The following is a 17,664-nucleotide window of genomic DNA, read 5'->3' on the forward strand; positions in this document are numbered from 1 at the left end:
CACAGTTCAAACGGATACCTCAACTGGCATCGTTTCAAGACAAGAATCATGTACAGTCTCAATAAAGACTCAACATATCACCTGTATCCAATCAAAAACAAGGGGGATTTTACAGAATGATGACAAGAAAAAAATTTATACACTGATTGTGGACAATCATGATGTAAGCATTATCAGCAGACAACGTCTGCTGGAAGACATACTATACAGACTCAATATGATATACGAATATGCAGATGAACTGGATGACTTGACTCAGGAAATCAATCTGAAGTTAGATAAACTGATAGAAAAAGCAGAAAAAAAGAACCATGACCCATCATCAGATCATGATTCTCCTATACAGTTTTAAAATTGTGGGAAGAACAGCCTTCCCACAATTTCTTATAATCCAAAACCTCACAACCCCGTGTTATTTTAGATTACCAAAATCAGTAATTATAATTTTAAAGATTGAGTGTATGATAACGATAACCTGTTTGAAAATCAACTAAATTTTCTAACTCTTCATGTGCTTTAAGATGCTCTAAATTTCTTATAACTAAATCAGTAAAATAAGTTCTGGCACTTTCCCATACATAACCACCTGAAGCATGTGGCGTTATCAAAACATTATCCATTTGCCAAAGCGGATGATCAGCTGGCAATGGTTCTTCTTCAACAACATCTAACCCAACCCCATAAAGATGCCCCTGATTCAATACATTGACAAGATCATCAGTAGCAATAGCACTTCCTCTTCCAACATTAATCAATACAGCATCCCTCTTCATTAACATCAGTTTTTGCTGATCAAATAAATGATAAGTCTGCGAAGATTGAGGCAACGCCAAAATAACAAAATCTCCACGTGGAAGAACATCTTCCAATTGGTCCGTTGTATAAATTTCATCAAGACATGATGGACAGTGAGATAGTCGACGTCTTACACCAATGTTATAACAGTCAAAAGCTTTTAAGCTTTTTGCGATTGTATATCCTAAATCTCCTAAACCAACAATCACAACAGTCTGACGATAAAGCTCTTTTCCAATAGTATCTGCCTGCCAGATTCCATTTTGCATATGCTGAATATATGTTTTAAAATTTTTATTCAAAGCTAAGATCATACCAATAGTATGTTCAGCAATAGCTACGCCATAAGTTCCAGAAGCATTAGCTAAAAGAGTATGAGAAGACAAAATACCTGGTTTGACATATTCATCACTTCCCGCACTATTTAATAAAATCGCCTGTAAATGCTCACGATTCAAATCATATTGCAACGGTGGATTGCCAACAATCACATCACACTGGTCAATCATCTTTTGTGTCACAGTATGCCTAGTTGCATAAATAAAATGATCTTGAGAAAAATGTTGTTCTATCTTTTCAAAATTATCTTTTTGTAAAGGAGCCAACATTAAAATATTCATAATCCATCCCTTTCATTATCAATGAATTCTTTATAAATAGCTTTAATAGCTGGCTTAAAATAACAGTTACGTACGCCAATAATAATATTTAATTCACTAGATCCCTGATCAATCATTTTGATATTGATATTTTCTTTAGCCAAAGCCTTAAAAACACGAGCCGCTGTTCCTCGACTGGCTTTCATTCCTCTACCTACTACCGCAATCAATGATAAATCCGACTCTAAAATAATAGAATCAGGGTGCACACTGCGATGTAATCCCGCTAAAATATCTTGTTCTTTATCAATAAATTCTTCAGTATTGACAATCACTGTCATTGTATCAATACCCGAAGGCATATGTTCAAATGAGATATGATAATCTTCAAAAACTTGTAAAACTTTACGCCCAAATCCAATTTCAGAATTCATCATATCTTTTTCAATCATGACTGTCGCAAAGCCTTGTTTTCCCGCAATACCCGTAATCACATGTGCTGGCTTATGGCAGGTACTTTCTACAATCAAAGTTCCTGGATCTTGAGGTCTATTGGTATTTTTTATATGAATAGGAATTCCTTCCTTACGGACAGGGAAAACAGAATTTTCATGTAAGACTGAAGCTCCCATATAAGACAATTCTCTTAATTCTTTATAAGTAATTGTTTCAATAACATCAGGATTTTTCACAATACGTGGATCAGCAATCAAAAAACCTGACACATCAGTCCAGTTTTCATATAAATCAACTTTCCCATTTTTAGCCACTATAGATCCTGTTACATCTGAACCCCCTCTAGAAAAAGCTTTAATCTGACCACTATCATCATTAAGCGATCCATAAAATCCAGGTATCACTGCATAAGAAACTGATTCTAGTTTTTGAGATAAAATAGGATCTGTTTTTTTCGCATCATAACGTCCATCTTCATCAATAAAGATAACATCTTTGGCATCAATAAATTCAAACCCTAAATAAGCAGCCAAAATCTTTCCATTTAAATATTCTCCACGACTCACAATATAATCTTCACTCGTTCCATCTTCTAAAGCTTTTTGAATAGCTAGAAAATCTTCTTCAAGAGATATATCAATATGCAATCCTTCAATAATATCTAAAAAACGTTCTTTAAGCTGATCAAAATACAAATGAAACTCATTTTTTGTCTTAGCATAAAAGATTTTATATAAAAGATCTGTCACCTTGGTATCATCTTTGAACCTTTTTCCAGGTGCACTTGGCACAACAAATCGTCTGTCTTTATCACTTTTTATAATATCATAGACTTTTTGAAATTGTGTTGCATCAGCTAACGATGAACCACCAAATTTCACAATTTTACTCATGATTATCGCCTCCATTAATACTATTAGGATACATGATTCTTCCTCTTTATTCAACCTGGAAAAGAAAAAATATCTTGGTTTTTTCAAGATATTTCCTCTTATCTAAAGACAATTTCTCCTTTTTCATCATCCATCTGATCAATGATTGCTAATGATTCTAAATGATAACCTAATTTTCTAATTGTCTTTCCACCACTTTGATAACCTTTTTCAATGACAATACCAATACCTTCTACAGTTGCCCCAGCTTGATGAATCAAATCAATTAATCCTAAAACTGCACACCCATTAGCTAGAAAGTCATCAATGATTAAGACATGATCATTTTCATTTAAATATTGTTTTGAAATCACAACATCATTTGTATTTTGATGTGTAAATGATTCTACTGTTGTATGATATAATTCATCAGAGATATTTGATGATTTTGATTTTTTTGCAAAGACAACAGGTACATTTTGAAAATGTCTTGCAGTCATAACAGCTACACCAATACCACTGGCTTCAATCGTTAAAATTTTATTAATGGGATGTTTTTGAAAAAGTGTTTGAAACTCTTTTCCCATTTCATCTAAAAATGCAACATCAATCTGATGATTTAAAAAACTATCGACTTTTAAAATATTTCCTTTTTTTACAATACCTTCTCTAATAATTTTTTCTTCTAACGCTTTCATAATTCTCCCTTTTGTTGATAAACAACTTTAAATATTTCTTTTTTTATCATTTGATATTGTTGATCATCCATAACCTTTGGATATGTCATGAATGTCAATTGAACTGAATAATCATTTTCTCTAAATGTAGGTTGTATATACTGATAAGGATTTAAAACAAATCCCATTCTTTCATAAAACTGGATACGTTTTCGAGATATTTCATCATGAGGAACTTCTACTTCTAAAAATAAGAATTTATCTTTATATAAATAACAAAATTGTTGTATAAAGTATGTTCCTAATCCTTGACCACGCATCTTTGTTTCAATTGCAAAGTTTTCTAAATAAACACAATTTTCCAATTCCCATACAATCATTGCTCCTTGTAACTCATTATGATCATATTTTGCATAAATGCTAAATAGATTTTGTTGAAATAACTTTTTCATCTGTTCATAGGGTCTTAACTCTTCCAATACAAAAGATTGCTGAAATAAACGATAAACATCATCAAACTGTGATATAGATATTTTCTCCATTGTTTCACCACCTTATATCCATTCTAGCATAATCCAATCAGGATACCAAGTCTGCTTGTTCAAGTTGTAATAAAAATATCTTGACCAATATTAAAAACCAGGAAAAATATATTTCCATACAATTCCTGGTTAAATATTGTCATCTTAACTTAATGACATTGATCTTATGATAAGTTTCCTTGTTTATGATTTATGCTTCAATTGTTGCTTTCCATAACCCATGTAAGTTACAGTATTCGTATACTTCAATTGTTCCTTTATAATCACCAATTGCAAATACCGCTTCAGGTTGATCAGCAGATGTTAAATCTACACGTAAAACTTGACTGTTGAATACAGCAATAATTGTTGTAATTAAATGTTCATCAGTCATTGGATGTGAAACTTCACCAACTTTTACATGAAGTTTGTCTCCATCTATAGATAATACAGGAACGTGTTTTTCTAATGCACCATCTGTTGTATTCGCTGTTAATTCTACCATTGGTTTTCCACAACAAACAACTGGTACTCCTTTATCAACAATTTTTTCTACTACATTTCCACAAATTGGACATACATATAATTTCATAATCTCTTTCTCCTTTCATGACAAGATCATTGTACCATGTCTTATATATTATAGCTAATCATATGCACTTTTATTATTCTTTTTTTAATAACTGACAATATGTACGATATGTATAATTATCAAAACAAACAATATCTATTCTTTTGACATATTGACATGGATAATTTTTAAGCGTTTCTATCGCAATTGTAGCTGCCTGTGATACAGGATAACGATAAGCCCCTGTACTAATTGAAGGAAAAGCAATATGTTGACATTGATATTCTTCAGCTTTTTCCAGACAGCGTATATAACAAGACTGTAATTGTTTGGCTTCATCATGTTGTCCATCACGATAAACCGGACCAACTGTATGAATTACATAACGTGCTGGTAAATGATAAGCCTTTGTGACTTTTGCATCACCAGTCGCACATCCATGCAACAAACGACACTCAGCCAATAATTCAGGTCCAGCTTTGCGATGAATAGCACCATCCACCCCTCCACCACCTAATAAACTATTATTGGCAGCATTGACTATGGCATCACATGATATTTGAGTAATATCACCTTGAATAATTTGAATTTTCATTTCTTTCACCTTCTTTTTTATTATAACAAAAAAAGTCATTTGATAGAAACGACTTTTATGCTTTGATCCATTTTTTTATTTTTGTATCTTTTTGTTTCAGGAAATCTATAAATTCATGAACACTCACTTTTAAACAATCTTTTCGAATAATAATGATTTCATTTTTCTTTGCTAATAAAACATATGCATGTTCTGTCTGTGATAAAGTTTTTAAATGAGAGTAAGGAATCTTATTATCAATAGATGTCTGACAATTATGTACAACGACATATTCTCCTCCAAAACTCATTGTATATGTAATCTTCTGTTCATCAATTTCTTCTTTCATTAATTTTAACATTTCTTTGTAATGACTATGAATCAAAAAGAAAATTTCCCCAATACACACAGCACCTAAAACCAATAAAACAACACCTTGTAACATATTTTGATTGACGACATTTATAATACCTAAAATTAATGAAATCACACCTGTTAATGACAATAAATATTTTTGCCATGGAGCAATCATGTATCTTTTCACTTCTTTTAATAAATCTTCACCAACAATATTATGACTAATTTGAATTCTTTTCATATAACCCTTCCTCCAACAATACACCATTATCCTTTATAATTATGTCTTAGATATTAACTTTTATAAAATTTGATAAATAAAAACAATGATCGGCATTGTGATAATACAAAAAATAACAGACATAACATTCATGATACTCGTATAACCTGGATGTTTATCATATAACTGGGCAAATTGGGTAATTGTTGCAGCAGCAGGAGCACTTGCAGCCAAAAGACTGATCAACAATATCTGATAAGCATCCTGATGAAAATTTTGTAATCCCAGCAAACGAAACGCCAAAATCACAGCCAAAGGATAAACAATCAATCTCAAAAAACAAATACCGTAAACCCTTTTTTCTTTAAAAACAGATAAAATATCAATATCGCCTAATAACATTCCAATCACCAGCATACTTAATGGCCCTACCATAGAACCAACACTACTTACTGTATCATGAATCAGTGCTGGAAAATGCCAGCGTGCTATAAACATAATCATTCCTAACATAATCGCTATAACATTCACATTCAAGATAATCTTTTTGAAATCATACTGCTTTTCATTACAAACCAGATTTTTCCCATGTGTCCATATTAAAATAGTTTGAACAACCATATATCCACTTGTATATAAAACCCATTCTTCCCCTAAAATAGAAGCTACCAAAGGTATAATCAGATTACCAGCATTAGAATAAATAAGCGTTGCTTTTTCTACAGGCATAAAATGAAAGATCTGTCCCAATAATTTTGTTAATGGAATGAAAATCAAATGAACGACAATGGCCCCAATAAAAGATAAAATCAATCCCATCAGCTTCTCATTTGTAAAATCAATCTGAAAAGAATTTAAAATTGTACAAGGACAAACAATATATAAAACAATTTTAGAAATCACTTTGCTATCATCAGATGTCAGTACACGACACTTTACAGTTAAATATCCTACAAAAATAATAAGAAATAATCCAAAAATATTTTGAGCTAATAAAAGACTTAATTCCATAAATTTCCTCTCCCACATATAGTATACTTATTTTTATCAAACACACATTTTATTTTCAGGTTTTGAAAACTTTTTATCATATTTCATTACAATTTTATGAATTATGATATAATCATTTTAGACTTATAACGAGGAGAAAAGAAATGAAATTAGAAAAAAGAAAAATTGTCATTATTGGATGTGGACACGTTGGTGTCAGTACTGCATTTTGTTTGATTAATCAAGGTCTATGTGACGAAATTGCTTTGATTGATTTGAATGAAGAGAAAGTTTTAGGAGAAGTCTTAGATTTATCTCAAAGCATTGAATATATGAATCGTAATACACATGTCAAAGTGGGACGATATGAAGACTGTGAAGATGCTCAAATTGTTATCATCACAGCAAGTGTTCCAACCCCTCAAAGTGGTAATGACCGTTTAAAGATGTTAGAACCATCTTTAAATGTCATGAAAAGTATTATTACTCAAATTAAAGAACATCATTTTGATGGACATTTGATTGTTGTTTCAAACCCTGTAGATTTAATGAGTTATTATGCTTATAAACTTTCTGGTTTACCAGCTAATCAGGTTATTGGAACAGGAACAACATTAGATACAGCCCGTTTAAAATATTTCATCGCCCAAAAAATCCAAGTTGATCCTCGCAGTGTTCATGCGATGGTCATTGGTGAACATGGAGATAGTGAAATGATTCCATGGTCAACTGTTCGTATTGGTGGTAAGGATATTTATAGTGTTGTTCAAGATAACCAGAGTCGTTTAGGACAAGAACCCTATCAACAGATGAAAAAAGATACAATTCAGGCTGGTTGGGAAATTTTCAATCGTAAAGGGAATACTTGTTATGGTATAGCCTCAAGTACAGTCGGTATTATTCGCACAATCTTACATAATGAAAACCAGATTTTACCTGTTTCAACATTGCTTCGTGGCGAATATGGTCAGGATGATTTATTTATCAGTGTGCCAGCCATCATTGATCGTAGTGGTGTTAGAGAAATTGTTGAATTACGCATGACACCACAAGAACAAGAAGAGTTCAATCAATCTTGTCAACGCTTAAAATCATTTTATGATCTTTTAAATCAATAGTTCTATGCTTAAACATAGAACTTTTTTATATCCATAAACGAATCATAATAGGCGCTAAAAACACAGTGAATATACCTGAAATCACAATGGATAAACTACTCATTGCTGCCTCAATTTCACCCCACTCAATCGCTTTCGCTGTTCCAATAGCATGAGCACTATTTCCTAATGCCAATCCACGTGCAACAGGATGATTGATATGGAAAACTTTAAAAATCGTTTTAGCAATCATTGATCCAAAAATTCCTGTTAAAATGACAACACCTACTGTCATTGTCGAATGACCACCAAGTAATTCTGATACTCCAATAGCAATCGCTGTCGTAATAGATTTTGGCATCAAAGAATATAAAACTGTTTCACTTGTCTTCAACAAAATACAAAGAACCATAACACTCATCAAACCAGACAGACAACCACATAATAAGCTTACTATAATAGCTCCAAAATGTTTAACCAGGACTTGTGTTTGTTTATATAAAGGAATCGCTAAACAAACAGTTGATGGAGTCAATAAATATGTAATCATTTGTGCTCCTTGATTATATATCTGAAAATCAATATCTAAAACATATAAAACAAAGATAGTCAAAAAAGCACTGATTAATAATGGATTCAAAAGAGAATAAGACCATCGCTTTCTTATTTGAACAGCCAACCAATATGTTAATAAACTTAATACAATGCCAAAATAAGATGTTTCAATCAATAAATTATTCATTGATATTTTTCCTTTCTATCATATATTGTGCAACTTTCCCTGTCACTACCATTACAATGACTGTACTTATAACAAGAGCAATCATAATGACAGCTATGTTTTCAAATAATTCTTCTTTGATATTCATTAAACCAACAGCAGATGGAACAAATAAAACAGGCATAATCAAAATCAGCCAATCTGCAACATCTTCTATTGCTGATAATGGAATCATTTTTGTATAAAGACCAACTAACATGATCAACAATCCATAAACACTTGCTGGAATGGGTAATGGTAAAAAACTCAATAATTCTCCTACAAATGAAATCAACATAATAATAAGAAACTGATGTATATATTTCATAATGACCTCCTGTTGTGATACCGTGCAACATTATAACATGATTTGACTGATGATTATACTTTTTTTATAAATTCATTTGCATTTTTATATTGAATAGATTTAAATATAGAGTTGAGGTGATCACAATGGCTTATCAAAAACAATATTATAAAAGAGGTTATTATGTTAAAAAAATCATTGATGATTATTGTGTTTTAGATATCGAAACAACAGGTTTATCTTGGCAAAAAGATAAAATTATTGAAATTGGAATATTAAAGGTCAGAAACAAGGAAATCGTTGAACGTTATAGTCAGTTAATCAATCCCCAACAGAATATTAGTTCTTTTATCACTCAACTCACTGGCATTGATAATCAAATGGTAGAGGATATGCCTGTTCTCTCTTCTGTTCAAGATGACATTTTGCAGTTTCTTGGATACGATCCAATTATTGAACATAATACAGCTTTCGATCTTAATTTTATTGCGAATCATTTTCAGATCAATTTATCTAATGAATATATGGATACGGTTCAATTTTGTAGAAAGGTTTATCCTCAAATGCCCCATCATCGTTTAACAGACATGGTAGAATTTTTAGGGCTTTCCACAAATGAACACCGTTCTTTAGCAGATTGCATATCTACATATGAACTTTATGAACACCTTAAAAAAGAAATAATTAGACAACATATATCCATATAAATACCTCAAAAGCATAGCTGACTATCCATTATAAGTATTTGATTTTTATAATGTCTATATATAGAATATAGTCAAGGAGGCTTTCATATGATTCAAATGCTTACTAAAGAAGATATTCAAAAAAGTTTAGAAGATATGGGATGTTCATCCAAACAAGTTCAAGAATTTGTTGATGACTTTGAAAATCATCGTTTTGAATTTCTTTTCCTTTTTTTAAAAAAGAAAAGATATGAAATTCTAGATGAAGTGCATCAAAAACAAAAGAAAATTGATCATCTTGATTATCTGATTTACACTTTAAAAAATATTCAAAATAAAGCATAAGCTTTCTTAAAGGAGGTCAATATCATGCAAATCAAAAAGATTATTGAAAATCAAACTTTTGATGAAGAAAGAGCTTTATACAACATACAAAATACTGAAGTGAGAAACTGTACTTTTGCTGGTCCTCAAGATGGAGAATCTGTCTTGAAAGAAACAAGACAAGTCAGAGTTGATCATTGTACTTTTTCGCTTCGTTATCCCTTATGGCATGTACAGGGTTATGAATTAATTCACAGCTCTTTAGATGAATTAACAAGAGCTCCTATCTGGTATTCTCATCATGGTTTGATTGATTCTTGTGATATTCAAGGTATAAAAATTTTAAGAGAATGTAGTGATACAATTGTTTCAAATTGTCAGATTCAATCACCAGAGTTTGGCTGGTTCTGCCAGGATATTTCTATTAAAGATAGTGAAATTCATTCTGAATATATGTTACTTCATAGTCATCATGTTAAAATTGATCATTTGAAATTTACAGGAAAATATTCTTTCCAGTATATGCATGACTTAGAAATTACAAATTCTTATTTAGATACAAAAGATGCCTTCTGGCATAGCAGTAACATCATTGTTAAAGATTCTGTTGTCAAAGGTGAATATTTAGGGTGGTTTTCAAAAAATGTCACATTCATTAACTGTCAGATCATTGGAACACAACCATTATGTTATTGTGAAAACTTGAAACTCATTGATTGTGAAATGATTGATTGCGATTTAGCATTTGAATATTCTGATGTGCAGGCAACAATCAAAGGACATGTTGATTCTATTAAAAATGTCAAATCAGGAACAATTACAGTTGACAGTGTTGGTGAAATCATCAATGAAGATGCTGTTATGGAAACAAATGGTCAAGTGATCATCAGACAAGCCCCTATAAACAATCAGTCTATTTGTCAATGCTGTTGTTAAACGTTAACTGAAAAGTTAGCGTTTTTTTATTATCAATAATTGAACATTAAAAAAGTGAATCTCTGCAATTAAGATACCTTAACTTTTAGAAATTCACTTCTCTCTTCATTCCATGTTTATAAATCAATATTTTTATTTCACAACAATATTGACAATCTTATTTTTCACGACAATAATTTTCACAATATTCTTTCCATCAGTATGTGTTTTTACATTATCTTGAGCTAAAGCTTCCTGTTTCACGACTTCATCATCTTCATCTTTATTCACAGTGATTTTAGCACGAAGTTTTCCATTAACCTGTACAGCCATTTCAATTGTTGACTGTTCCAACATCGCTTCATCATATGTTGGCCATGGTTCATAAGCTAATGTTTCATCATGTCCAAGTAACTGCCACATTTCTTCACAGACATGTGGAGCGATACAGCTTAACATTTTGACTAAGTTTTCAGCATATGGACGATAAACAGTTTTAGCTTTATAAGCTTCATTAACAAAAATCATCATTTGTGAAATAGCAGTATTAAATCCTAATGTTTCATAATCATGAGTGACTTTTTTGACAGTAGAATGATAAACAAAGTCTAATGAATGATCATTTTCATCACTTAATTTATCAGATTCTACAATCAAACGATACACACGATCCAACCATTTTCTTGCACCGTCAACACCTGTTTCACTCCATGGTTTACTTGCTTCCAAAGGTCCCATAAACATTTCATATACTCTTAATGTATCAGCCCCATAAGTTTGAACAATATCATCAGGGTTAATGACATTACCTTTAGATTTACTCATTTTTTCACCGTTTGTTCCTAAAATCATACCTTGATGATATAATTTCTGGAATGGTTCAGGATGTGACAAATATCCTTTATCATATAAATAACGATTCCACATACGAGAATATAATAAGTGTCCAACAGCATGTTCTGGTCCACCAACATACAAATCAACTGGTAACCAGTGATCCAACAACTTTCTATCAGCAATCGCATGATCATTATGTGGATCAATATATCGCATATAATACCAGCTACTTCCCGCACTTCCTGGCATTGTACTTGTTTCACGTTTTCCAGCTTTTCCATTCACAGTGACATTCACCCAGTCTGTAGCTTTATCCAATGGTGATGCCCCACTCTTAGAAGGTGAGTAATCTTCTAATGGTGGTAAAATCAATGGTAGTTCATCATCTGATAATGCAACGGAAGTGCCATCATCAAAATTAATCACTGGAATTGGTTCTCCCCAGTATCTTTGACGTGCAAAGATCCATTCTCTTAAACGATAATTCACTTTCTTTTCACCACAATGATGATCAGTTAACCATTGAATCATTGTTTCAATGGCATCTTCTTTATTCATACCATTTAAGAAATCAGAATTAATATGATTTCCATCCTGTGTCCATGCTTCTTTTGTGACATCTCCACCTTCAAGCACTGGAATAATTTCAAGACCAAATTTATTCGCAAATTCCCAGTCACGATCATCATGAGCAGGAACCGCCATAATAGCACCAGTTCCATATCCTGCTAAAACATAATCTGAAATCCAGATAGGTATTTTCTTTTGATTCACTGGATTAATTGCATAAGCACCAGTAAAGACACCTGTTTTATCTTTATTTAATTCAGTACGTTCTAATTCAGATTTTGTAGCACAGACTTTCACATAGGCTTCAATCGCTTCTTTTTGTTGTGGTGTTGTAATCTTAGCTACCAATTCATGTTCAGGAGCTAACACACAATAAGTTGCGCCAAAAAGCGTATCACAACGTGTTGTAAACACAGTAAACTGTTCATCATGTCCATCAACTTGAAAATGCACATGAGCACCAATAGATTTTCCAATCCAGTTTCTTTGAATTTCTTTGGTAGATTCAGGCCAATCAACATCCTCTAAACCAGCCAATAATTTTTCAGCATAAGCAGGGATATCAATAACCCACTGTTTCATATTCTTTCTAATAACTGGGTATCCCCCACGTTCACTTTTTCCATCAATGATTTCATCATTAGCTAAAACAGTTCCTAATTCTTCACACCAGTTCACTGGAATATCCACATTTTTAGCTAAACCATCTTCATAAAGCTGTTTAAAAATCCATTGTGTCCAATGATAATAATCAGGATCGCAAGTAGAAATACATTTATCCCAATCAAATGAAAAACCTAACATCTTTAACTGATGTGTAAAAGTTTCAATATTATGACGTGTAAATCCTTCAGGGTGATTTCCTGTTTTAATCGCATATTGTTCAGCTGGTAATCCAAAAGCATCAAATCCCATTGGATGTAAAACATTATATCCCTGCATTCTTTTCATACGTGACATAATATCTGTTGCTGTATATCCTTCAGGATGTCCAACATGTAATCCTTGTCCTGATGGATATGGAAACATATCTAAAGCATAGTATTTAGGTTTTGAAAAATCCCAAACATCAGTATAGAAAGTCTGATGTTCATCCCAATATTTTTGCCATTTCTTTTCAATGGCTTGATGATCAAATGGCATCATTTATCCCTCCTTATAATATAAAAAGCCGTCCTTCTAAGGACGACTTGATCGCGATACCACCTTAGTTCATATATGACATCCATATATGCTCTCAAAACTTTAACGCAGTTAACGACAAAGACTACTCTTTTCATCTTTGTATCTCCAAGGCGAGTTCATTGTCTAACCTGTCTATTTCCACCACCCATAGACTCTCTAAAAAGTATCAACAACTACTACTCCTTTTCATCGATTCTAAACACAAGATATTATATCATATGTTTATTATTTTGCAAATCTTTTCTTAAATTTTAGGAAAATGATACATAACAATAGCTCCAGCAATCGCAACATTTAAAGATTCAATCGCTTGAATAGGAATATATAAATGAGCATCACATGCATCTAAAACAGCTTGAGAAACACCTTGTCCTTCATTACCTAACACAAAAGCCATTTTGTCTTGTGGCTGATAGTGATGAATAGGTTGTGCCTGATGTAATGATGTTCCATAAACTCTGACATCATTTTGTTGGAGTGACGTGATAGCTTCTATCAAATCCATTTGACAGATGGACATTTGAAAAAGTGCTCCCTGTGTTGCACGAATGACTTTATCATTATATAAATCCACACTATTATAGGACATGATAATTTGATCATAGCCCAGTGCTAATGCTGTTCTGATAATCGTTCCTAAATTACCAGGATCTTGAATATTATCTAATAACAGATAACGCTGATGATTTATATTGAAAAGACGATGATGTGGTTTATGACAGATGGCCATAATAGGTTGTGGTGTCTTTGTAAAAGCGAGCTTTTCCATGACATTGGAAGATACATAAATCGTTGGTTCTTCAAATGTTTCATGCAGCGTTGTAATAATTGTTTCAATACAATTGGCTTTTTTAGCTTCTTCAACCAAATGATACCCTTCAATTAAAAATTGATCTTGTAAATCACGGTATTTCTTTTGTTTCAATTTCATGATTTTTTTTATTGTTTCATTTTGTATAGATGTAATCATGTATGCTTCTCCTTTAAACGTTTTTGAATTTCCTTATAACAAGGCATTCTTTGAGCTATTTCCTGATAAAACAAAGCAGAGTGATTAGGTTGTAAAAAGTGTACGAGTTCATGAAGAATGACATAATCAATAAGTTCTTTTTCCAAATGAATAAGTCCTAAATGAAAAGAAACACGATGATCACGATAATAACAGCTTCCCCATCGACTCTTATATTTTTTAATCTCAATCAAAGGCATATCTAAATCAAAATCATAAGCTAAATAAGCAATGATTTTCTCTTCAATGTAATCATGTAATATTTGACGACACATTTTTTCAATACATGTTTGTATATCACGATGATAAACATAAATATCCCGATGATGAAATTGACATTTTTTTATTCCTATATCACGTAAAACAATACGATATCGCTGATTAAAAATCAAGACATATCCATGATCACAATATTGAGCATAAGGCTGATAAGCATTGATTTGTTTCAGTAAGCGTTTTTGATAAGTCTGTATTGTTTTTTCAATATATTCTAATGGTGTTCCATAAGGTGCACTGACAAATAACATTCCATCTTTAACACGCATACGAATATTTTTCATATACTTATATGTTAACTGATATGTTATAGTTTCACCATTTAATAAGATTTGATACTCTTTCATAAAACTCCCTGTATAAATCAAAATATTTATCCCATATTATATAAGAAAGGACTGATAAAATGCGTGAAGCACTTTTAATGAATCTCAAAGGATTTTCTCCAGCACAACTCCAAGAAACAATTGATGAAGGTATTGCTTCTCAAGAAGAAACAATTCTTGTTGGTTTAGGTGTTCTTTTTGAAGAATACTATAATTCTTTGGATCAGACTTCTAAACAACATTTTTTACAAAGCCTGAGTGCTCTTTTATAGACCATTTGATGGTCTTTTTTTATGAATATATAATTGTTTCACTTGTCTTAATGCAATAAACAGACATAAGAAAATAAAATTCCATTGAAATAAATCCAACATTGGAACAAAGAACAAAATAATCGCAATCAAGCATAAAACAAGAATAAATTTATATGTCAGAATATTTTCATAAGTATCAAATATGATTTTTGATATTTCAAAAATCATATAATCCAATAACCATAACAATAAAAAATATAATGTTGTATAAATATTAACTAAAAATAATCGTTGAATAGCTTCAAGAAATGAACATTCATAATATGATATCAATGATATCATAAAAGATATAAAAGCAATAACCAAAGTAGATAAAGCATTTCTCAACATATATAATGTCATTTTATCTTTTTTTCCTGGTGTCATAGTTATTCTCCTTTTTGAATAGGACTTAAAGGTAATGTAAAAGTATAAGGATGCAAATCATCTTCACTTTTCATTAATGTTATTACACAACATAACTGCATATCAAATAACGATCCTTGACCATCATAATATCCAACTTCTTCCATCTGATCATTTAAAAAATCTTCTGTTTTTCCTTTTAAATAAACAAATCTTTCATAATCATTAATATTCACTTCATGATTCTGTTCATGAGAATACATATAATTAATAATCATATAAGGATATTCTTTAGCAAGATCCTGATCTTTACTTGAAAAGACTCCTGTTTTTAACCAATTTTCAGTCACATATACATTGGTTAATGTATAATCTTTATTTGCTGAAGTATATGTCAACATATCTTGATTTTTTAATTCTATTGTCTGATCATAAGTCGTTTTGTTTTGACGATTGACTGATATTTGCAGTTTTGCATTTTGAATATCTTCTTCTAAGAAGGCATCTTCACTTTCTTGTTCATCTAATGTCACGACCTGATCATCATTTTGAATCTTAATTTTCTGAGATAACTGATGTTCTTGGGATAAAATCAAAGTCAATGTCACTTCATCATTCTTTTTAAAAACTTGCGATTTTAAAGGCGTAATGCGTGCATGACCATATCCCTGTGTTTGACCATCCTGATAAAATTGATATCCATCAACAACAAATTCATCATTTTCACCACGCAAACAATACTGATAATCTAATCTTTCTACATATGTATGAAACATAAAATTAGGATACCAGAAAAACAGTGTTGCGATTAAAAGAGCGAGTAAAATTAATGATAAAGTAAGTTGTTTTTTGACTTCATTATTCATATCATCACCAACACCCATTATATATTCTTTATAAAAAAAAGGAAAGACCTTTTCGCTTTCCTTATGAAGAACCTAAAGTGACATTGACTGAAGATGTCGAACCATTACGATTAATTGTTAATTTTATCGTATCACCAGGATTTTTAGAATAAAGTTCTGTCAAGAAATCCTTATATGATTCAATATCTTTACCTTCAATTTGTGTAATGACATCTCCTACTTGAATACCTGCTTGACTTGCTGGTGATTGACTTTGTACATCAGCAACATAGATTCCTTTATTTAAATTCGTTTGAATACGATACATATAAAGTTCATATGAAGAATAACTATCTAACGATACAGCTGAAATCCCAATAGTTGGACGATTCACTTTACCTGTTTCAATAATTTCTTCAACTAATTTAACAGCATCATTAATTGGAATAGCAAAGCCCATACCCTCAACTTCTTCTGAAGCTAATTTCATAGATGTAATACCAACCAATTCTCCAGCAGCATTGACTAATGCTCCACCACTATTTCCTGGATTAATCGCTGCATCAGTCTGAATAACATTCATATCCCAGTCTTCTCTACCATCATCATTCAAATCAACAGATACTGTTCTTGATGGAGCAGATACAATCCCCTGAGTGACTGTTCCCGCATATTCAATACCTAATGGACTTCCCACAGCAAGAACAGGTTCTCCAGCTTCTAATAAATCAGAATCTCCAACCTTATAGGCTGATACATCAAAATTAACTGTCATTTTCAAAACAGCAATATCACCATACTCATCACTACCTAAACATTCAGCTCTCACTGATTCACCATTAGAATAGATGACTTCAATAGATTGAGCATTTTCAATAACATGGTGATTTGTAATGACATAAACTGTTTTTCCATCTACTTTGTAGATGACACCACTACCACTACCAGCAAGTTGGTTATTTTGATAAACCGCAATACCAACAGCGGATTCCTTGGCACTTTCAATAACATCTGTTAAATCAGATTGCACATCATAATTAACTGTTTGAACAGTCGCATTAGATGAAGAAGCAGAATGACCACTTCCCTGATTCCCTAAGACTTTATACATCAAAAATCCATTACATCCTAGTGATACAATCAATAATAACATAACAAAGATTTTAAATAGCTTATTTTTATTCATATGTTTCATCATATATCTTTCCTTTCCATCATCAGATGATTTCTTTTTAT

22 protein-coding genes and 1 other annotated feature are annotated in these 17,664 nt (G+C 31.7%); of the genes, 6 read left to right on the forward strand and 16 right to left on the reverse strand.

The annotated features are described in order from the left end of the window. Positions 1-352 (forward strand): hypothetical protein (locus B5E79_RS13450; protein ID WP_158095466.1); only part of this gene is annotated, 352 nt, incomplete at its 5' end. 94 nt (positions 353-446) lie between these two features. Here the strand turns inward: B5E79_RS13450 and B5E79_RS04460 are convergent. The 8 genes from B5E79_RS04460 to B5E79_RS04495 form a co-directional block, all read right to left on the reverse strand. Next, a complete protein-coding gene (locus tag B5E79_RS04460; protein WP_087243225.1) occupies positions 447-1,415 on the reverse strand; it encodes a D-2-hydroxyacid dehydrogenase in 969 nt (322 codons plus the stop codon). After that, positions 1,412-2,743 (reverse strand): aspartate kinase, encoded by a 1,332-nt coding sequence (locus B5E79_RS04465; RefSeq protein WP_087243224.1) that lies wholly within the window; start codon positions 2,741-2,743, stop codon positions 1,412-1,414. The genes B5E79_RS04460 and B5E79_RS04465 overlap by 4 nt, the downstream gene beginning before the upstream one ends. A 98-nt stretch (positions 2,744-2,841) precedes the next feature. After that, positions 2,842-3,420 carry a xanthine phosphoribosyltransferase gene (locus tag B5E79_RS04470; protein WP_087243223.1) on the reverse strand — a complete coding sequence of 193 codons (579 nt, stop codon included), beginning with the start codon at positions 3,418-3,420 and terminating at the stop codon, positions 2,842-2,844. Further along, positions 3,417-3,941: a GNAT family N-acetyltransferase gene (locus B5E79_RS04475; protein ID WP_087243222.1), complete on the reverse strand. Its 525-nt coding sequence runs from the start codon at positions 3,939-3,941 to the stop codon at positions 3,417-3,419. The genes B5E79_RS04470 and B5E79_RS04475 overlap by 4 nt, the downstream gene beginning before the upstream one ends. A 190-nt stretch (positions 3,942-4,131) precedes the next feature. Then, positions 4,132-4,512, reverse strand: coding sequence for a desulfoferrodoxin family protein (locus B5E79_RS04480; protein ID WP_087243221.1), 381 nt, complete (start codon positions 4,510-4,512; stop codon positions 4,132-4,134). A 73-nt stretch (positions 4,513-4,585) separates the two neighbouring features. Then, positions 4,586-5,086, reverse strand: a complete 501-nt coding sequence (locus B5E79_RS04485; RefSeq protein WP_087297124.1) for an O-acetyl-ADP-ribose deacetylase — start codon at positions 5,084-5,086, stop codon at positions 4,586-4,588. A 55-nt stretch (positions 5,087-5,141) separates the two neighbouring features. Beyond that, positions 5,142-5,663, reverse strand: coding sequence for a hypothetical protein (locus B5E79_RS04490; RefSeq protein WP_087297125.1), 522 nt, complete (start codon positions 5,661-5,663; stop codon positions 5,142-5,144). 60 nt (positions 5,664-5,723) lie between these two features. Then, positions 5,724-6,653 carry an AEC family transporter gene (locus tag B5E79_RS04495; RefSeq protein WP_087297126.1) on the reverse strand — a complete coding sequence of 310 codons (930 nt, stop codon included), beginning with the start codon at positions 6,651-6,653 and terminating at the stop codon, positions 5,724-5,726. A gap of 143 nt (positions 6,654-6,796) precedes the next feature. On the opposite strand from B5E79_RS04495, the gene B5E79_RS04500 reads away from it, so the two are divergent. Next, the gene (locus tag B5E79_RS04500; RefSeq protein ID WP_087297127.1) at positions 6,797-7,750 is read left to right on the forward strand and encodes an L-lactate dehydrogenase; all 954 of its coding nucleotides are present in this window, start codon (positions 6,797-6,799) and stop codon (positions 7,748-7,750) included. Positions 7,751-7,775: 25 nt separating this feature from the next. Here B5E79_RS04500 and B5E79_RS04505 read toward each other — a convergent pair whose 3' ends face one another. After that, positions 7,776-8,471 carry an LrgB family protein gene (locus B5E79_RS04505; protein WP_087297128.1) on the reverse strand — a complete coding sequence of 232 codons (696 nt, stop codon included), beginning with the start codon at positions 8,469-8,471 and terminating at the stop codon, positions 7,776-7,778. Then, positions 8,464-8,817: a CidA/LrgA family protein gene (locus tag B5E79_RS04510; RefSeq protein ID WP_087297129.1), complete on the reverse strand. Its 354-nt coding sequence runs from the start codon at positions 8,815-8,817 to the stop codon at positions 8,464-8,466. Before B5E79_RS04510 ends, B5E79_RS04505 begins: the two co-directional genes overlap by 8 nt. Positions 8,818-8,942: 125 nt before the next feature. Between B5E79_RS04510 and B5E79_RS04515 the strand changes: the two genes are divergently transcribed. The 3 genes from B5E79_RS04515 (at position 8,943) to B5E79_RS04525 (ending at position 10,742) form a co-directional block, all read left to right on the forward strand. Next, positions 8,943-9,503: a 3'-5' exonuclease gene (locus B5E79_RS04515; protein ID WP_241147451.1), complete on the forward strand. Its 561-nt coding sequence runs from the start codon at positions 8,943-8,945 to the stop codon at positions 9,501-9,503. Between the two features lie 87 nt (positions 9,504-9,590). Next, entirely contained in the window at positions 9,591-9,827 is a 237-nt protein-coding gene (locus tag B5E79_RS04520; RefSeq protein WP_087243214.1) for a hypothetical protein, read from the forward strand. Positions 9,828-9,851: 24 nt separating this feature from the next. Beyond that, positions 9,852-10,742, forward strand: coding sequence for a DUF3737 family protein (locus B5E79_RS04525; protein WP_087297130.1), 891 nt, complete (start codon positions 9,852-9,854; stop codon positions 10,740-10,742). Positions 10,743-10,874: 132 nt separating this feature from the next. On the opposite strand, the gene leuS is transcribed toward B5E79_RS04525, so the two are convergent. The 3 genes from leuS to B5E79_RS04540 all read right to left on the reverse strand — a co-directional run bounded on the left by leuS (position 10,875) and on the right by B5E79_RS04540 (position 14,945). Beyond that, complete coding sequence (leuS, locus tag B5E79_RS04530; protein ID WP_087297131.1) at positions 10,875-13,271, reverse strand: leucine--tRNA ligase; 2,397 nt, start codon at positions 13,269-13,271, stop codon at positions 10,875-10,877. A gap of 35 nt (positions 13,272-13,306) precedes the next feature. Beyond that, positions 13,307-13,512: a binding site (T-box leader), on the reverse strand. Between the two features lie 45 nt (positions 13,513-13,557). After that, positions 13,558-14,283, reverse strand: coding sequence for a TrmH family RNA methyltransferase (locus tag B5E79_RS04535; RefSeq protein ID WP_087297132.1), 726 nt, complete (start codon positions 14,281-14,283; stop codon positions 13,558-13,560). Then, positions 14,280-14,945, reverse strand: coding sequence for a M48 family metallopeptidase (locus tag B5E79_RS04540; protein WP_087297133.1), 666 nt, complete (start codon positions 14,943-14,945; stop codon positions 14,280-14,282). The genes B5E79_RS04535 and B5E79_RS04540 overlap by 4 nt, the downstream gene beginning before the upstream one ends. A gap of 59 nt (positions 14,946-15,004) precedes the next feature. Here B5E79_RS04540 and sspI point away from each other — a divergent pair, with 59 nt between their 5' ends. Further along, on the forward strand, positions 15,005-15,196 hold the full coding sequence (sspI, locus tag B5E79_RS04545) for a small acid-soluble spore protein SspI (RefSeq protein WP_087243207.1): 192 nt from the start codon (positions 15,005-15,007) through the stop codon (positions 15,194-15,196). On the opposite strand, the gene B5E79_RS04550 is transcribed toward sspI, so the two are convergent. The 3 genes from B5E79_RS04550 to B5E79_RS04560 all read right to left on the reverse strand — a co-directional run bounded on the left by B5E79_RS04550 (position 15,191) and on the right by B5E79_RS04560 (position 17,626). Next, positions 15,191-15,604, reverse strand: coding sequence for a hypothetical protein (locus B5E79_RS04550; protein ID WP_087297134.1), 414 nt, complete (start codon positions 15,602-15,604; stop codon positions 15,191-15,193). The genes sspI and B5E79_RS04550 overlap by 6 nt on opposite strands. Before the next feature lie 2 nt (positions 15,605-15,606). Continuing rightward, positions 15,607-16,449, reverse strand: a complete 843-nt coding sequence (locus tag B5E79_RS04555) for a hypothetical protein (RefSeq protein ID WP_143746765.1) — start codon at positions 16,447-16,449, stop codon at positions 15,607-15,609. A 61-nt stretch (positions 16,450-16,510) separates the two neighbouring features. After that, positions 16,511-17,626 (reverse strand): S1C family serine protease, encoded by a 1,116-nt coding sequence (locus B5E79_RS04560; RefSeq protein ID WP_087297136.1) that lies wholly within the window; start codon positions 17,624-17,626, stop codon positions 16,511-16,513. Between the last annotated feature and the right edge of the window lie 38 nt (positions 17,627-17,664).

The sequence above is a fragment of the Massilimicrobiota sp. An134 genome, from assembly GCF_002160815.1.
GTDB lineage: Bacteria > Bacillota_I > Bacilli_A > Erysipelotrichales > Coprobacillaceae > Allocoprobacillus > Allocoprobacillus merdigallinarum.